This is a genomic window from Actinoplanes sp. NPDC051861 (assembly GCF_040681145.1).
In the GTDB taxonomy this organism is placed as follows: Bacteria; Actinomycetota; Actinomycetes; order Mycobacteriales; family Micromonosporaceae; genus Actinoplanes.
This window is the reverse complement of record NZ_JBFAYE010000002.1, coordinates 735150-749959: the sequence shown is the minus strand read 5'-3', so window position 1 is coordinate 749959 and position 14810 is coordinate 735150. Positions and strand designations below refer to the sequence as shown.

Annotated in this window: 16 protein-coding genes; 12 read left to right on the top strand and 4 right to left on the bottom strand. The window is 72.2% G+C overall.

Features of this window, described 5'->3' with window-relative positions; all coding sequences use genetic code 11:
• Nucleotides 1–10: 10 nt before the first annotated feature.
• Genes AB0M02_RS10210 through AB0M02_RS10195 form a run of 4 tightly spaced genes read left to right on the top strand, consistent with a single transcriptional unit; the run spans nt 11 to nt 4085 of the window.
• Nucleotides 11–667 carry a response regulator transcription factor gene (locus tag AB0M02_RS10210; protein ID WP_364224217.1) on the top strand — a complete coding sequence of 219 codons (657 nt, stop codon included), beginning with the start codon at nt 11–13 and terminating at the stop codon, nt 665–667.
• Complete coding sequence (locus AB0M02_RS10205; protein ID WP_364224215.1) at nt 664–1794, top strand: ATP-binding protein; 1131 nt, start codon at nt 664–666, stop codon at nt 1792–1794. The genes AB0M02_RS10210 and AB0M02_RS10205 overlap by 4 nt, the downstream gene beginning before the upstream one ends.
• A 32-nt stretch (nt 1795–1826) precedes the next feature.
• Entirely contained in the window at nt 1827–2927 is a 1101-nt protein-coding gene (locus tag AB0M02_RS10200; protein WP_364224213.1) for a hypothetical protein, read from the top strand.
• 60 nt (nt 2928–2987) lie between these two features.
• Nucleotides 2988–4085 (top strand): glycosyltransferase 87 family protein, encoded by a 1098-nt coding sequence (locus AB0M02_RS10195; protein ID WP_364224211.1) that lies wholly within the window; start codon nt 2988–2990, stop codon nt 4083–4085.
• On the opposite strand, the gene AB0M02_RS10190 is transcribed toward AB0M02_RS10195, so the two are convergent.
• Complete coding sequence (locus AB0M02_RS10190; RefSeq protein WP_364224209.1) at nt 3988–4848, bottom strand: DMT family transporter; 861 nt, start codon at nt 4846–4848, stop codon at nt 3988–3990. The two genes, AB0M02_RS10195 and AB0M02_RS10190, sit on opposite strands and share 98 nt — an antisense overlap.
• A gap of 142 nt (nt 4849–4990) precedes the next feature.
• On the opposite strand from AB0M02_RS10190, the gene AB0M02_RS10185 reads away from it, so the two are divergent.
• Both AB0M02_RS10185 and serA read left to right on the top strand, forming a co-directional pair.
• The gene (locus AB0M02_RS10185) at nt 4991–5914 is read left to right on the top strand and encodes an aminoglycoside phosphotransferase family protein (RefSeq protein WP_364224207.1); all 924 of its coding nucleotides are present in this window, start codon (nt 4991–4993) and stop codon (nt 5912–5914) included.
• 169 nt (nt 5915–6083) lie between these two features.
• Entirely contained in the window at nt 6084–7313 is a 1230-nt protein-coding gene (gene serA / locus AB0M02_RS10180) for a phosphoglycerate dehydrogenase (RefSeq protein WP_364224205.1), read from the top strand.
• Nucleotides 7314–7358: 45 nt separating this feature from the next.
• Here the strand turns inward: serA and AB0M02_RS10175 are convergent, their stop codons facing one another.
• Complete coding sequence (locus tag AB0M02_RS10175; protein WP_364224203.1) at nt 7359–8447, bottom strand: hypothetical protein; 1089 nt, start codon at nt 8445–8447, stop codon at nt 7359–7361.
• On the opposite strand from AB0M02_RS10175, the gene AB0M02_RS10170 reads away from it, so the two are divergent.
• A complete protein-coding gene (locus tag AB0M02_RS10170; protein ID WP_364224201.1) occupies nt 8437–9048 on the top strand; it encodes a hypothetical protein in 612 nt (203 codons plus the stop codon). The genes AB0M02_RS10175 and AB0M02_RS10170 overlap by 11 nt on opposite strands.
• Before the next feature lie 55 nt (nt 9049–9103).
• Here the strand turns inward: AB0M02_RS10170 and AB0M02_RS10165 are convergent, their stop codons facing one another.
• Nucleotides 9104–9760, bottom strand: a complete 657-nt coding sequence (locus AB0M02_RS10165) for a response regulator transcription factor (RefSeq protein WP_364224199.1) — start codon at nt 9758–9760, stop codon at nt 9104–9106.
• Nucleotides 9761–9984: 224 nt separating this feature from the next.
• On the opposite strand from AB0M02_RS10165, the gene AB0M02_RS10160 reads away from it, so the two are divergent.
• The 5 genes from AB0M02_RS10160 (at nt 9985) to AB0M02_RS10140 (ending at nt 13721) form a co-directional block, all read left to right on the top strand.
• On the top strand, nt 9985–10476 hold the full coding sequence (locus AB0M02_RS10160) for a hypothetical protein (RefSeq protein WP_364224197.1): 492 nt from the start codon (nt 9985–9987) through the stop codon (nt 10474–10476).
• Nucleotides 10477–10489: 13 nt separating this feature from the next.
• Entirely contained in the window at nt 10490–11098 is a 609-nt protein-coding gene (locus tag AB0M02_RS10155) for a 50S ribosomal protein L11 methyltransferase (protein ID WP_364224195.1), read from the top strand.
• Between the two features lie 39 nt (nt 11099–11137).
• Nucleotides 11138–11605, top strand: a complete 468-nt coding sequence (locus AB0M02_RS10150) for a MarR family transcriptional regulator (protein WP_364224193.1) — start codon at nt 11138–11140, stop codon at nt 11603–11605.
• Nucleotides 11602–13242, top strand: coding sequence for an MDR family MFS transporter (locus tag AB0M02_RS10145; RefSeq protein ID WP_364224191.1), 1641 nt, complete (start codon nt 11602–11604; stop codon nt 13240–13242). The genes AB0M02_RS10150 and AB0M02_RS10145 overlap by 4 nt, the downstream gene beginning before the upstream one ends.
• A 167-nt stretch (nt 13243–13409) precedes the next feature.
• Nucleotides 13410–13721 (top strand): antibiotic biosynthesis monooxygenase, encoded by a 312-nt coding sequence (locus tag AB0M02_RS10140; RefSeq protein WP_364224189.1) that lies wholly within the window; start codon nt 13410–13412, stop codon nt 13719–13721.
• Nucleotides 13722–13967: 246 nt separating this feature from the next.
• Here AB0M02_RS10140 and AB0M02_RS10135 read toward each other — a convergent pair whose 3' ends face one another.
• Nucleotides 13968–14783 carry a GAF and ANTAR domain-containing protein gene (locus AB0M02_RS10135; RefSeq protein ID WP_364224187.1) on the bottom strand — a complete coding sequence of 272 codons (816 nt, stop codon included), beginning with the start codon at nt 14781–14783 and terminating at the stop codon, nt 13968–13970.
• Nucleotides 14784–14810 lie beyond the last annotated feature (27 nt).

The window sequence follows — 14810 nt, the reverse complement described above, 5'->3', positions numbered from 1 at the left end:
GTATGGAGGCATGCGGATCCTGGTGGTGGAGGACGAGCCGCTGCTCGCCGACGCGGTGGCGCAGGGGTTACGGCACGAGGCGCACGCTGTGGACGTCGTCTACGACGGCGGGTCCGCGCTGGAACGGATCGACGTCAACGACTACGACGTGGTCGTCCTGGACCGTGACGTGCCGGTCGTGCACGGCGACAAGGTGTGCGAGGTGCTGGCCGAGCGCAACGCGGAGATCCGGGTGCTGATGCTGACCGCGGCCGCCGGGATCGACGACCGGGTCGCCGGGCTGGCCCTGGGCGCCGACGACTACCTGCCGAAACCGTTCGCCTTCCGGGAGCTGTCCGCGCGGGTGGCGGCGCTGGGACGGCGGGCCCGGCCGGCCGCTCCTCCGGTGCTGCGGCGGGCCGGGATCAGCCTGGATCCGTACCGTCGGGAGGTACACCGCGACGGCCGGTACGTGCCGCTGTCGCGCAAGGAGTTCGCGGTCCTGTCCGAGCTGCTGCGCGCCGACGGGACGGCGGTCTCCGCGGAGACGCTGCTGGAGAAGGCGTGGGACGAGAACGCCGACCCGTTCACCCACGCGGTGCGGATGACGATCCTCAAGCTGCGCCGCAAGCTGGGCGACCCGCCCGTGGTGCTGACCGAGCCGGGAGTGGGGTACCGGATCCGATGAGACTCACCGTGCGCGGCCGGCTCACCCTCGTCTACGGCGGCCTGTTCGTCGTGGCCGGGCTGGTACTGCTCGGCGCCATCTACGTGGTGGCCCGGCAGGCCGGCTCGGCCACGTTGCACACCTCCTTCTCCGGCCGGGCCGCGCCGCCGCCGGACGAGCTGGCCGGGGTGGAGGGCGAGGAGGCGGTCAAGCAGCTCATCGAGGGGACCCAGGCCACCACGCTGAGCACGATGCTCACCCAGGGGCTCATCGCGCTCCTCGTGATCAGCACGGCGGCCGTCGTGCTGGGCTGGCTGCTCGCCGGGCGCCTGCTGCAGCCGCTGCACCAGATCACCGCGACCGCCCGGCGCATCGCCGAGTCACCGGCGGCCGACCGGGGCCTGCACGAGCGGATCGCCCTGGACGGGCCGGACGACGAGCTCAAACAGCTGGCCGACACGTTCGACCTGATGCTGGCCCGGCTCGACCACTCGTTCGACGGCCAGCGCCGGTTCATCGCGAGCGCGTCGCACGAGCTGCGTACGCCGCTCACCCTCAACCGGACCCTGCTGGAGGTGGCGCTCGCCCCGGAGACGGCGTCCCCCGAGGTACGCCAGCTCGGCACCACCCTGCTGGCCATCAACGACCGGCACGGCCGCCTGATCGACGGGCTGCTGCTGCTGGCCCGCTCGGACCGGGAGGTCACCGAGCGGGCGTACGTCGACCTCGCCGACATCGTCGACCACGTGGCCGTCTCGGACACCGTGAAGGTCCTCTCCGAACCGGGCGAGGCCGCTGTCCTGGGCGATCCGGTTCTGCTGGAGCGTCTCGTGCAGAACCTCGTGGAGAACGGCATACGCCACAACATCGCGATCAACGGCTGGGTGAGTGTCGCGACGCGTACCCGCGTCGACGGCTGGGTGGAGCTGCAGGTGGCCAACTCCGGCCCGGTGGTGCCCCGCTACGACGTGCCCGGCCTGTTCGAGCCGTTCCACCGCTACGGCACCGAGCGTCTCCACTCCCCCGGCGCCGGCCTGGGCCTGTCGATCGTCCGTGCGGTGGCCCGCGCCCACGGCGGCGACGTGCGAGCCGACGCCCGCGACGAGGGCGGCCTGATCGTTACCGTGATGCTCCCTCGCGCGCCGTGACGAGCCCGGGTTGGGCTATGTAGAGTTCCGACATGGCTGGTCCGAGCTTCGCCGAGCGCGTCGCGTCCGCCCTGCTCACGGTCGCGGCACGCCGCTGGCCGAGCGACGTCGCGGGCCCGATGCGCCGGGAGTGGGCCGCCGAGCTGGCCTGCCTGCGCGACCGGCCCGGCCGGATGCTCACCTTCGCCGCCAGCCTGGCCGTCTCGTCCCCGCGCCGCTTCCCGTGGCCCGCGATCGCCGCACCCGCCCTGCTCGTGCTGATCGCCGCCGCCCTGTTCAACGGCGTCCGCCAGAGCCTGCACCTGGCCGAGACCGCGCTGCCCTGGTCCGGCGAGGCGGCGCTGGTCGGCACCCTGCTGGCGGCGTCGTGCCTGCTGATGGCGGCCGCCGGGGCACGCTGGGCACCCCGGCATCCGTCGCGCGCGACACTGGTCACGGCCTTTTTCGCGTACGTGTTCCTGCTCGCCGGCAACGAGACCCCGGTCATGCCGTTCATGGGCTGGCGCGAGATCGCCCCCACGATTCTGAGCTGGACGGTCGTGACAGCCGCCACCTGCCGCGCCACCCGCCACCTCCGGACCACCGGCCGTCCCCGCGTTGCCGCCCTCGCCGCCCTGACCGGCGGTTTCCTGGCGGTGGAGGCCGCCGCGATCACCGGCTGCCTGCACGCCGCCGCCGCCCTGGGCGTCCCGGCCGCCTCGGCCCCGGCCTGGTTCCCGCTGGCCATGCTCCCCGGCGGCACCGGCGGGTTCGGCCCCGCACTCGGGGCCTTCCACGCCTCCGACATCCTGCTCGCCACCGCGGCCACCCTGACCGGCCCGCTGCTGCTCTGCACCGCTTTCCTGACCGCCGCCCTGCTCAGCCCCGCACGCACCGCCACGCCCCGGAAGGTCTTCACCCGGCTCGATCCGCGGATCGCCGGCGGCACCCTCACCGCCGCCGCCGTCCTGCTGCTCGCCCCGCGGCTGCCCCGCTCCACGACCGCCGAGGCCGTCCTGCCCCGCCTCGCCGACAACTCCACGGTCTTCGGGTTCGGCTTCCTGGCCCACCCCGCCGGCCCCGCCGCGCTGGCCCTCGCCGTCGCCCTCCTGGTCGCGCACCACCTGGCCGATCGGCGCCCGCTCACCCTCTGACCGCCGTCCGCGCGGCGCGTCACCCCGTCGCGGACCCTATGTAGAGATGCGATAATGCTGATGAAGCGCTGGTCTCCCGCCATCCTGGTCGCCCTGATCGCCGGATATCTGGCACTCAGCCGCCCCGAGGGCCTCACCGACCTGCGGGTCTACGTGGGCGGGGTGGAGAGCCTGCAGAGCGGCACCGGCCTCTACGACTACTTCCGCAACGGGACCGCCCCGTTCACCTATCCGCCGTTCGCCGCCCTGCTCATGCTGCCCCTGAGCGCCGTGCCGACCGGCCTGCTGCACCTGATCTGGACCGCCGGCACGGCCCTGGCGGTGGCCGCGCTGGCACTGCTGGTCGACCGCCGCGCGGCCCCGCTGGTCGCCCTGGTCCTGATGCTCTCCGCACCGGTCTCGTCCACGTTCAAGTACGGCCAGGTGAGCCTGCTGCTGGCCGTCCTGGTCGCCACCGACGTTCTGCTCCTGCGCCACAGCCGCCACCAGGGCGTGCTGATCGGCCTGGCCGCCGCGATCAAGCTGACACCACTGATCTTCATCCCGATGCTGTGGCTGACCGGCCGCCGCCGCGCCGCCGGCGTCGCCACCGCCACGTTCCTGGCCTGCGGGCTCCTGGCCGCCCACCTGCTGCCCGCCGAGTCCTGGCGTTACTGGACCACCGAGTTCCACGACGTGTCCCGGCTCGGCTTCATCACCTCGGTGGGCAACCAGTCGCTCAACGGCGCCCTGCTCCGCCTCGGCGTACCCCACCGCGAACTCCTGGCCACCGCCCTGGCCGGACTGATCGCCGCGACGGCCCTGCTCGCCACCAGAAACCTCGACCGCCTCGCCGCCCTGGTCATCACCGGGGCCGCGAGCGTCGTGCTCTCACCCGTCTCCTGGACCCACCACCAGATCTGGCTGGTCCTGGCCGCCTTCCTCCCCCTCGCCCACGCCACCCGCGCCCTGATCCTGGCCGTCATGCTCCTGCCGGTGACCGCCCTCGGCCTCTGGCCACTCCAGGAGTCCCGCCTCCTCCTGGCCACGGCCCTGTGCCTCGCCCTGCCCGCGCTGCTCTCTAGCCCGCCGCTGCCCGCTGTGACTCCGACGCCCCGCGGGGGTCGCTGCCCGACCCCGCCGTCCGCCGCGCCAGCCCCACCACGCCCCACGCCATGACCAGCGCGGCCACACCCACCGCGACCAGCCCGCCCACCCCGAACCGCACGCCCTCCCCGAACAGCACCACCCCGGCGGCCGCGGCCACCAGCGGATTCGTGACGCTCACCGTCGCCAGCGGGGTGGCCAGCCCGGCACCCCGGTACGACAACTGGCCGAGCAGATACCCCGAGACCGAGAACGCCACCACCATCCCCGCCGCCGGCCGCGAGACCGCACCGATCCCGCCCGTGGTGAACGACGCCAGCACCGCCTTGGACAGCACCGACGCGATCCCGAACGCGACGCCCGCCGCACCCGCCAGCAGCATCGCCCGCGCTCGCGGACCGGCCCGCCAGGCCGCGACCGAGCAGGCGAAGACCGTCCCCGCGGTGATCAGTGCCAGGGTCCGCACGGTCCGCTCGGTCAGCAGCGCCGGGTCCTCGGCGGCCACCGACAGTGACAGGATCGCGGCCAGCCCGGCCACCGTGAGCGCGGCGTCCAGCCACGCGGCCCGGCTGAGCCGGGTGTGGTAGCGGATCACCTCGATCGGCAGCGCGATGAGCAGCGTCAGCGTGCCGAGCGCCTGCACGACCGCGACCGTCCCGAAGTTCAGCGCCACCACGTGCAGCGCCACCCCGGTGCCGGTGAGCAGCAGCGCGACCGCCCACCGCGACCGGCCGCGATGCCGGTGCTCAGCGAGGCGCTCCTGGGCGACCGCCGCCGCGGCGTAGGAGGCGGCAGAGAGCAGGGACAGACCGACCGCCCACCCCAGCGACCCCATCGCACACCTCACCCCGCCGAGTGAAACCTCGCTCTGTCGAACATACCGACCAGGCACCAGGTGACCGTTACAAAGCGGGCGGAGGCCCCGGCCGCGGGAATTGCGTTTCGCGCGGGCACTACGGGCTGTCACTATCCCGGGCATGGTCACAGCGACTGGCGTCCGCATCGGATGGGCCGACCTGCCCGCCGGCGTCCGCGCCCGGGTGGAGGCGATCCTCGGCGGCGGGCCGGTGGCCGAGGCGCGGTCCCAGGCGGGCGGCTTCTCCCCCGGCACCGCCGACCGGGTGCGCACCGCCTCCGGGCGGCGCGCGTTCGTCAAGGCCGTGAGCCCGTCGCTGAACGTGGAGTCGGCCGCCATGGCCCGTCGCGAGCTGCGGATCACCGCCGGGCTGCCGGCGAGCGCCCCGGTGCCGCGCCTGCTGGACGGATTCGACGACGGCGACTGGGTCGTGCTCATCCTCGAGGACATCGAGGGTGCTCATCCGCGTACCCCTTGGGTGAAGGGTGAGATCGACGCCGCCGCAACCGCGCTCCGCGACCTCGCCGCCGCACTCACGCCGGCGCCTGTGCCCGGCCTTCCCACTGCGGCCGACCGGCTGTCCCGCGACTTCGCCGGATGGGCGGACCTCGCCGCCGAGCCGCCCGCCGACCTGGCCCCCTGGGCCCTGCGAAACCTGGGCCCGTTGCACGCGGCGGCCGAGCGCGGCATCGCCGCGATGGCCGGCGGGGAGACACTCGCGCACACCGACATCCGGGCCGACAACATTCTGGTACGCCCGGACGGCCGCATGATCATCGTCGACTGGCCCTGGGGCTGCCGCGGCCCGGCGTGGCTCGACTCCGTGCTGCTCGCGGTGAACGTGATCGTGCACGGCGGCGCCCCCGGCCCGCTGCTCGACGGCGTCGACGAGGAGACCGTGACCGGCGTCATCTCCGGGTGCGCCGCCTACTTCCAGCACCGATCCCGGCAGCCGCCACCGCCGGGGCTGCCGACGGTCCGCGCGTTCCAGCGGTTCCAGGGCGACGCCCTGCTGCCGTGGCTGCGCGCGGCGATGCACGGCTGAAGATCGAAACACCCCTGAACCACACCCGCTGCCCGCCCGTAACAGTTACCGGGTTTGACCGGCAGATGGGACCTCCAGCACACCGCACCGGGCCCGGCATGCCGGGGGACTAGGCTTGACGCCCTGTGAACTGGGCTTCGGCGTGGCGGCCCGGGCGGCCAACCGAAACATGGAACGGAAGATGATGATCGACCAGGCCAAGGTTCGAGTCCTGCTTTTGGAGAGCATCCACCCCGATGCGGTGTCCCGGCTCGAGGAGGACGGCTTCCACGTCGAGTCCGTCCGCAACGCCCTCGACGAGTCCGAGCTCATCAACCGCATCGCCGGGGTGAGCCTGCTCGGCATCCGCTCCAAGACGCAGGTCACGGCGAAGGTGCTGGAGGCCGCGACCGACCTGGCGGCGATCGGCGCGTTCTGCATCGGCACCGACCAGATCGATCTGCCGGCCGCCAGCGCCGGCGGCGTCGCCGTCTTCAACGCGCCGTTCTCCAACACCCGCTCGGTCGTCGAGCTGGCCATCGCCGAGATCATCTCGCTGACCCGCCGGCTCACCGAGAAGAACGCGCTGATGCACACCGGCGTGTGGGACAAGTCGGCCGACGGCGCGCACGAGATCCGCGGCCGCCGCCTCGGCATCGTGGGTTACGGCAACATCGGCACCCAGCTGTCGGTGCTCGCGGAGAACCTCGGCATGTCGGTCTCGTTCTACGACACCTCCGACAAGCTGGCGCTGAGCAACGCGCACCGCTGCGCCAGCCTCGACGAGCTGCTGGAGACCAGCGACATCGTCACCCTGCACGTGGACGGCCGGCCCGGCAACGCCGGCTTCTTCGGCGCCGAGCAGTTCGCCAAGATGCGGCCGGGCAGCCTGTTCCTCAACCTGTCCCGGGGCATCGTCGTCGACCACCTGGCCCTGCGGGACGCGCTGAAGAGCGGACGGCTGGCCGGTGCCGCCGTCGACGTCTTCCCCAAGGAGCCCAAGGGCCGCGGCGACGAGTTCCTCTCCGAGCTGCGCGGCCTGCCGAACGTCATCCTCACCCCGCACATCGGCGGTTCGACCGAGGAGGCCCAGTCCGACATCGGCGGCTTCGTGGCGAACAAGCTGGCGAAATACGTCACCGAGGGCAACACGACGCTGAGCGTCAACCTGCCCGGCGTGACGCTGCCCGAGCTGCCCGGCATGCACCGCATCGTGCACATGCACAAGAACACTCCCGGTGTGCTCGCCGACGTCAACCGGATCCTGGCCGAGCACGGCGTCAACGTCGAGGGCCAGATGCTCAGCACCCGCGGTGAGTACGGTTACCTGATCACCGACATCGCCCGGGGCTACCCGGACGTGGTGCTCGACCAGCTCCGCGCGATGGACCAGACCGTCCGCCTGCGCGTCCTCAACTGAGGAAACGACGAAGGCGCCCGGCTCCCGCCGGGCGCCTCGTACATGTCAGGACTTGCGTTCCTCCACCTTGAGCACGGCGATCGCCGAAGCCGCGTCCACGTCGTACCGGTTGGCCTTCTGCCAGTCCTTGGGCGTCAGCGTCGAACCCGGCGGCAGGTCCCGCAGCGTCCGCGCCCCCGCCGTCACCGCGCTCGCCCCGCCACCGACCTTGACCCGCACCGGGTTGTCGGCCGGCGCCCGCAGGGTCAGCTCCTCGATGCTGCCGGTGATCTTCATGGGCACCGTCCCGGCCGCCTCGGCCAGGGTCACCTCGGCCCGGCGTGTACCACCGACCAGCTCGATCCCGTCGATCCGGCCGTCGCTCAGGTCGACCACCCGCTCCGCCGCGTACCCGGAGAACCTCAGCGTCCACCGCACCTTCGCGGCGAGGACGACCTCGATCTCGCCTCCGGCGCCGGCCTGGTCACGGGCCAGGTCCACCAGCAGCCGGTCGTCCTTGAGCTCGGCGTTGGGCTCGATGCCCGCGCCCTCGGGTGCGGTGATCCGGTAGAGCTCGTCGTTCAGGTCGGCGATGGTCACCTTGACCCGGTCGGTCGCCGCGAGCAGCTCGAAGGTCGCGACGGTACGCCCGTCCAGCGGCCCGCTCGCCGTACGCTGATCGCCGCCACCGTTACCCAGCTGCAGCATCTCGCCGATCTCGGTGTCCGGCCCCGAGTAGTACACGACGCCCACCAGTGCGAGCGCCGCCAGCGCGACCGCACCCAGCAGCGTCATGCCGACCGTGACCAACCGGGAACCCCGCTTGCGCGGCGGCTCCTGGGCCGGGCTGTCCGCCCACACCGTCGGCTCGCTGCGCCCGGCGGCGAACTCGGCGGCCCCGGACGCGCCGGAGAGCGCGGCCCATCCGCCCGAAACCACACTGTCCTCGGACGAGGCCGTCCAGTCACCGGTGACGACCCTGTTCCCGGAGCCCCAGCCGGAGGCCGGCGGCGATCCCCAGGCGTCAACACCGACCGCACGCGGCGATGCCGGCTCGAACGGAACGGGCGTCCAGGGAGACGTGTCCGGCGCCGCGGGGTTGTCCGGCCCCGGCGCCCATGGCGCCGTGGTGTCCGGTGTCTCGTTGGTCCGCACGATCGGGAGCGCGCCGGAGGTCGAGTCCCGCTTCCGGACCCGGATCGGCATGTCCCCCGAAACCGGCTCGGAGGCGGAGGGGGCGGCGGACACCGCCGGGAACTCCTGCGAGTCCGACCCGTCGCGCTTGGGAGGCCGGTTCCCCCCGATGGGCCCGTCGCTGAACCCGAACGAGGCCCGCCCGGGCCCCGCCGGCGAAGCGGGCCCGAACGCCGGCGCCGCAGGCTCGGGCAAGGCGGACCGCCCCGACGCGGGCACCGACGAGATGGACGACGACCGCGACGACGGCGGCACCGACGTGACGGACGACGACCGCGAGACAGACGCCGGCGCGGATACCCGCTTCGCGGGTGCCGGCGAAGCGGCTGCTGGCGAAGCGGCTGCTGGCGACTCCGGTTCGGACGGGGCCGGCGCCCCTCCGAACCAGTTCACCGCGTCACCTCCGAGGCCGTCGTCCGGCCCTTCCGGCCGTGGCCGGCGACGAGGCAGCGCACGGTCGGCCGATCCGTCGTCCTTCGCCCCGGCCACCACCGGGTCGGACGACGTGCCGACAGCGGTACGGTCCACTCGATTCCTCCCTGCCCAACGCCCCTATGGGTGACGCCCCCCGGATGGAGTACGGAAGGAATCGCTTCTCGGATGAGTGACCGGAAGGTTTACCGTTGGTCAGGTCGCACAAGTCCGCGCCTGGTCGCGATGGCAACCGCCTCCAGTTGACTGTGCGCACCCAGTTTGGCGAGCACCGCCTTCTGATATCCGCGGCACGTGTGCACGCTGATCCCCAGCCTGCGGGCCACCGCGCGCGCGTCCAGTCCCATCGCCATGAGCTGCAGAACCTCGTCCTCGCGGGCGGTGAGCCCGCCGCCGCGCGGCGCGCTGACCGGCGTGGTGCTGCGCAGCAGCCGCGCCAGGATGTCGGTCGAGACCGTCATGCCGCCGCCGTATGCGGTGCGCAGCGCGTTCAGCACGTCACCGAGAGCGCCGTTCTTCGACAGGAACCCGGCTGCCCCGGCCGCCGTGGCACGCCGGACGAGGGCCTGCTCCTCGCTGGCAGTGAGGATCACCACACGAATGTCCGGCTGTCGCACGCGAATCAGCTCCGCGATGGCGATGCCGTCGGCATCGGACAGTTCCGGATCGAGGACGATCACGTCCGGTTCCAGCTCCGTGGTGAGCCGCAGCGCCTCCGCCCCGCTGCGGGCATGCCCGACACAACGCAGGTCCGGCTGACCGGCCAACGCGTGTCCGAGCAGCTCAGCGAAAGTCTGGTGGCTGTCTACGACGAGCACTCGGATCGCCTCGTCGCTGTCCATACGTCACCTTCCTCTGTCGCCCGGCGGGCTCCGCGCAGTCTAAGGATTACCCGAAGCGGGTCCCGACCTACCAACAGGCTCGTGTTGTGCCACTGGGCCCGACCCGGCCGGTACGGCCGACGGGCGGTTGCCGCCAAGCGGATGCGATAACCAGTCTTTCGGCCGAGGGCACCCCTCGCTTTGGGGCTTGCCGCATCTGACCTCCCCGAGCAGAGTTTTGGATCATGTTCGACATCCAGCTCTTCGGCCGCCTCGAGGTCCGGACCCGGGGCATCAGCCTCACCGGGGACGACTTCGGCGGCGAGCGCCAGCGTCATCTCCTCGCGCTGCTCGCGTTGCGCGGCGAGAAGTCGCTTGTGGAGCTGGGCGACATCCTGAGTGCCCCGGCGGCTGTCGTCAAGAACGATCTGCAATTGCTTCGTGACCGCCTGGAGCCGGGCGTCCGCAACCGCGACTCCGTCGTGGCCGCCCACCGCGGGCGATACCAGCTGGTCGCCGAGCGCGTGCGCGTCGACGTACACACCTTCGACGCCCTGATCGCCGCCGCCGCGGGCCGCCCCGCCGAGCGCGCCGCCCGCCCGCTCGCCGCCGCCTCCTTCCTCGCCTCCCGCCCGCTGCTGGAGGGCGAGGACGCCCCGTGGGCCGCCGAGGCCCGCGGCGAGTACCGGGCGAAGCTCCTGGTCGCCCTTCCCGAGAGCTTCACCCAGCCCATCTAGAAGAATCAGCGGGGTGCGCCCCGCCACCTCTCTCCTACCCGTCCCGCTGGCTCCCGAACTCTCGCTGCACCTCGTCGACGGCCCCGTGGGGCTGTTCGATCTGACCGGCGGCGAGTTCCACAGCGATCAGCCGCCGCCGTTCTGGGCGTTCGTCTGGGCCGGCGGCCAGGCCCTGGCCCGCTATTTGCTCGATCACCCCGGCGAGGTGGCCGGGCGGCGCGTGCACGACGTGGCCACCGGCTCCGGGATCGCCGCGATCGCCGCCGCGCGGTGCGGCGCCGCCGCCGTCCAGGCCTCCGACATCGATCCCGCCGCGGTCGCCGCCGCACACCGCAACGCCGCCGCCAACGGGCTGGCGCTCAGCGACCTCGTCGGCTCCCCCGAGGTGGTGCTGGCCGGTGACGTCTTCTACAGCCCCGCGGTCGCCCCGCAGATGACCTCGCTGCTGCGCGCCGCGCGCCGGGACGGCGCCGAGGTGCTGGTCGGCGACCCCGGCCGGGGGTACTTCCCGGAGCGCCTCTTCGACCTCGTGACGGAATACGACGTGCCGGTGCCCGCCGCCCTCGAGGAGACCGAGTCGCTGCGTACGGGCGTATGGCGAATGCGTTCATCGCGCAACTAGTTGTAGGCTACACGCATCTACCGAAGGGAACCGTGGCACGTGCAGGACACCACGCGGCTGGCCGACGAGATCGTCCGATTCATCAGAACGGGCGCCCGCTTCCGGGGCATGCTCAAGACGGGCGACCTCGGTGCCGAGTTCTCCGCGCTGATGCTGCTCATGCCGCTGCAGTCGATGGGCCCGATGCGGGTCACCGATCTCGCCGAGCTCAAGCAGGCGGATCCGTCGACGGTCAGCCGGCAGGTCGCCCAGCTGGTCAAGGCCGGCCTGGCCCGCCGTGAGGCCGACCCGGAGGACGGCCGGGCGTCCCGGCTCGCCGTCACCCCGGCCGGCGACGCCGCCGTCGAGCGGCTCCGGGCCGTCCGGGTGGCGTTGCTCGCTGAGGCGCTCAGTGACTGGCCGGCCGAGCGGATCGCCACGTTCACGACCCTTTTCGAAGAGTTCAACACGTCGATCGAGGCGCTGTTGCGCACCGATCCCACCGCAGCCCCACGGGAGATTCCGTGACCGACACCGCCCCACCGGCCACGCAGCCGGTGGAATTCACCCATCGCCAGATCCTCACGATCCTGGGCGGCCTGATGATGGGCATGTTCCTGGCCGCCCTCGATCAGACGATCATGGCGACCGCCACCCGCACCATCGCCGACGACCTGCACGGCTTCGACCTGCAGGCGTGGGCCACCACGGCGTTCCTGATCACCTCGACGATCTCCACGCCGCTCTACGGCAAGCTGTCGGACATCTACGGCCGGCGCCCGTTCTTCCTCTTCGCCATCGGCATCTTCGTGATCGGCTCGTTCCTCTGCGGCCTGTCCGACAACATGTGGCAGCTCGCCGCGTTCCGGGCCGTCCAGGGCATCGGGGCCGGCGGCCTCATGTCGCTCGCGCTGGCGATCATCGGCGACATCGTGCCGCCCCGCGAGCGCGCCAAGTACCAGGGCTTCTTCCTGGCCGTCTTCGGCACCGCCAGCGTCCTCGGCCCGATCCTGGGCGGCTTCTTCGCCGGCGCCGACAAGATCCTGTGGGTGGACGGCTGGCGCTGGGTCTTCTACCTGAACGTGCCGATCGGCATCGCCGCCATGGCCGTCGTCGCCAAGGTGCTGCACCTGCCGCACCACCGGGTCGACCACCGCATCGACTGGCCCGGCGCGCTCACCCTGATCCTCGCCCTGGTGCCGCTGCTGACCGTCGCCGAGCAGGGCCGCGAGTGGGGCTGGGACTCACCCCGCTCGATCGCCTGCTTCGTGATCGGCGGGATCGGCCTGGTCTCGTTCATCATCGCCGAGCGCGCCTACAAGGACGAGGCCCTGCTGCCGCTGCGGCTGTTCGGCAACCGCACGGTCGCGGTCGGCGCCACCGCCAGCACGATCCTGGGCATGGCGATGTTCGGCGGCCTGATGACCGTCCCGCTCTACCTGCAGATCGTGAAGGGCTCCACGGCCACCATGGCCGGCCTCCAGATGATCCCGTTCGTGATCGGCATCATGTCCGGCTCGATCATCGCCGGCCAGCTCATCTCCCGCACCGGCCGCTACCGCATCTTCCCGATCGTCGGCAGCGTCTTCATGGTCATCGCCCTCTTCCTGTTCTCGCTGGTCGGCGCCGACACCCCGCTCTGGCAGACCATGCTGGTCATGGTGCTGATGGGCCTCGGCCTGGGCGGCAACATGCAGCCGATGATCACCGCCGTCCAGAACGCCGTCTCCCCCCGCGAGATCGGCACCGCCACCGGCGCCGTCACCTTCTTCCGCTCGATGGGCGGCACCCTGGGCACCGCGGTCTTCCTCTCGGTCCTGTTCAACGTGCTCCCCGGCAACATCCGCGACGCCTTCACCTCAGCGCAACAGACCCCCGAGTTCCAGGCCGCCCTCCGAGCCGACCCCGCCCAACAGGAACTCCTCCAGCACGCCACCAGCCCCGACGCCCTCAGCGACACCTCGTTCCTCAGCCAGCTCTCGGACGTCATCGCCCACCCCTTCAAGGTCGGCTTCTCCGACAGCGTCCACGTCGTCTACCTGATGGCCTTCGCCGTCATGCTCATCGGCCTGGTAGTCGTCTTCTTCCTCCCCGAACTCCCCCTCGCCAGCCGTTCCGCCCAACAAGCTCGCGCCGAGGACGCTTTCAACAACGAAAACCCATAAGGGGTACGAGTCCTCGCGCTCTACCCAGGCGGGACCCGCGACCCAGTCGCCGGTCCCGCCTTTGCCGCCCCCATCCGGGGAAGCTGCCGTCCCCCACCTCACCCCCGCCCAGGCCGCCCCGGCCACGGCTCGCGCCCGCTCCCAGCAACGGGCAGTAGCGTGAGCCCATGGCTGTTGTGAAGATCAACGCGATCGAGGTCCCCGAGGGCGCCGGCCCCGAACTGGAGAAGCGCTTCGCCGCCCGGCACGGCGCCGTGGAGAACTCACCGGGCTTCCTGGGCTTCGAACTGCTGCGCCCCACCGCCGGCGAGAACCGCTACTTCGTCTACACCCGCTGGGAGTCCGAGGAGGCGTTCCAGGCCTGGTCCAACGGCAGCGCCAAGGAGGCACACGCCGGCGAACGCAGCCGACCCGTAGCCACCGGCGCCAGCCTCCTAGAGTTCGAAGTAGTCCAACAGATCCACAAACCCACCCCCTAACCCCCACCCCCTGCGTGTGGAGTTCGGCCCTCCCACAAACCCGAACTCCACACACAACAGGCCGCCCCACCCAGCGTGTGAAGTTCGGCCCCGCTACGCGCCCCAACTCCACACAACACGCCGCACGAACCCCCGTGTGGAGTTCGGCCCCGCTACGCACCCCAACTCCACACAACACGTCGCACGAACCCGCGTGTGGAGTTCGGCCCCGCTGCGCACCCCAACTCCACACGCGGGGTTGGTGGGTCAGGTGGTTGCGTTGCGGGCGGCGGCTGTGATCAGGCGGTCGGCGACCGTGCGGCGGTCCAGGCCGAGACGGCGGGCGCTCTCCTGCAGCACCGCGTAAGCCTCCTGCACCCCGCACCCGCGCTGCGCGATGATCACGCCGACCGCCCGGTCCACCTCGGCGCCCTCGGTCAGTGCCTCGCGCCGGTGCAGCTCGCCGAGCAGCACCTCGGCCTGGCCGGCCAGCGCCATCGCCGTCACCAGCAGTTCCGGGTCCGGTTCGGCGGGCGTACCCAGGTACAGGCTGAACGCCCCGACCGCGGTGCGCCGCACGTCCAGCGGAACCGCCACGACCGCCCCGAGGCCGTCCAGCACGGCGGCCGGGCCCAGGGTCGGCCAGCGCTCGTCGGCGACCAGATCGGCCGAGGTCACGAGTGCCCGCGTGCGGGCGGCCTCCAGACCGGGTCCGGCGCTTTCGGCGTACTGATGCTGATCGAAGGTCTCCCCGCCCGGCCCGGAACCGGCGCTGAGAAGCGGCCCGCCCTCACCGATCAGGGTGACCGAGCAGCGGAGAACGCCCGGCAGCGCGGAGGCGCCGAAGGCGGCGAGCCGGTCCAGCGCGTGGCCGAGCCGGTCGGCGGCGAGCAACCGCACGGTGAGCTCGTGCAGCAGCCCGGCGAGCTCCATCGGATGCGGGCCGGAGGGTGGGCTGACCGGGGTGGCGCGCCGGGATCGCCGGCGGAGGGCGCCGGACGCGCTGGTGGTGTCGGCGGAGATGCGCCGGCTCAGCCGGGCGCCGCGAGGGGCGGCCGGTACGCGACGGTGCGGAACGGACACGCGAGGGATCCTGCCACGTCGATCAAG

What these genes read in the sequence shown, in the direction of transcription:
- AB0M02_RS10210 (WP_364224217.1), top strand. Translation starts at nt 11, where the DNA reads ATGCGGATCCTGGTGGTGGAGGACGAGCCGCTGCTCGCCGACGCGGTG.
- AB0M02_RS10205 (WP_364224215.1), top strand. Translation starts at nt 664, where the DNA reads ATGAGACTCACCGTGCGCGGCCGGCTCACCCTCGTCTACGGCGGCCTG.
- AB0M02_RS10200 (WP_364224213.1), top strand. Translation starts at nt 1,827, where the DNA reads ATGGCTGGTCCGAGCTTCGCCGAGCGCGTCGCGTCCGCCCTGCTCACG.
- AB0M02_RS10195 (WP_364224211.1), top strand. Translation starts at nt 2,988, where the DNA reads ATGAAGCGCTGGTCTCCCGCCATCCTGGTCGCCCTGATCGCCGGATAT.
- AB0M02_RS10190 (WP_364224209.1), bottom strand. Translation starts at nt 4,848, where the DNA reads ATGGGGTCGCTGGGGTGGGCGGTCGGTCTGTCCCTGCTCTCTGCCGCC.
- AB0M02_RS10185 (WP_364224207.1), top strand. Translation starts at nt 4,991, where the DNA reads ATGGTCACAGCGACTGGCGTCCGCATCGGATGGGCCGACCTGCCCGCC.
- serA (WP_364224205.1), top strand. Translation starts at nt 6,084, where the DNA reads ATGGAACGGAAGATGATGATCGACCAGGCCAAGGTTCGAGTCCTGCTT.
- AB0M02_RS10165 (WP_364224199.1), bottom strand. Translation starts at nt 9,760, where the DNA reads ATGGACAGCGACGAGGCGATCCGAGTGCTCGTCGTAGACAGCCACCAG.
- AB0M02_RS10160 (WP_364224197.1), top strand. Translation starts at nt 9,985, where the DNA reads ATGTTCGACATCCAGCTCTTCGGCCGCCTCGAGGTCCGGACCCGGGGC.
- AB0M02_RS10140 (WP_364224189.1), top strand. Translation starts at nt 13,410, where the DNA reads ATGGCTGTTGTGAAGATCAACGCGATCGAGGTCCCCGAGGGCGCCGGC.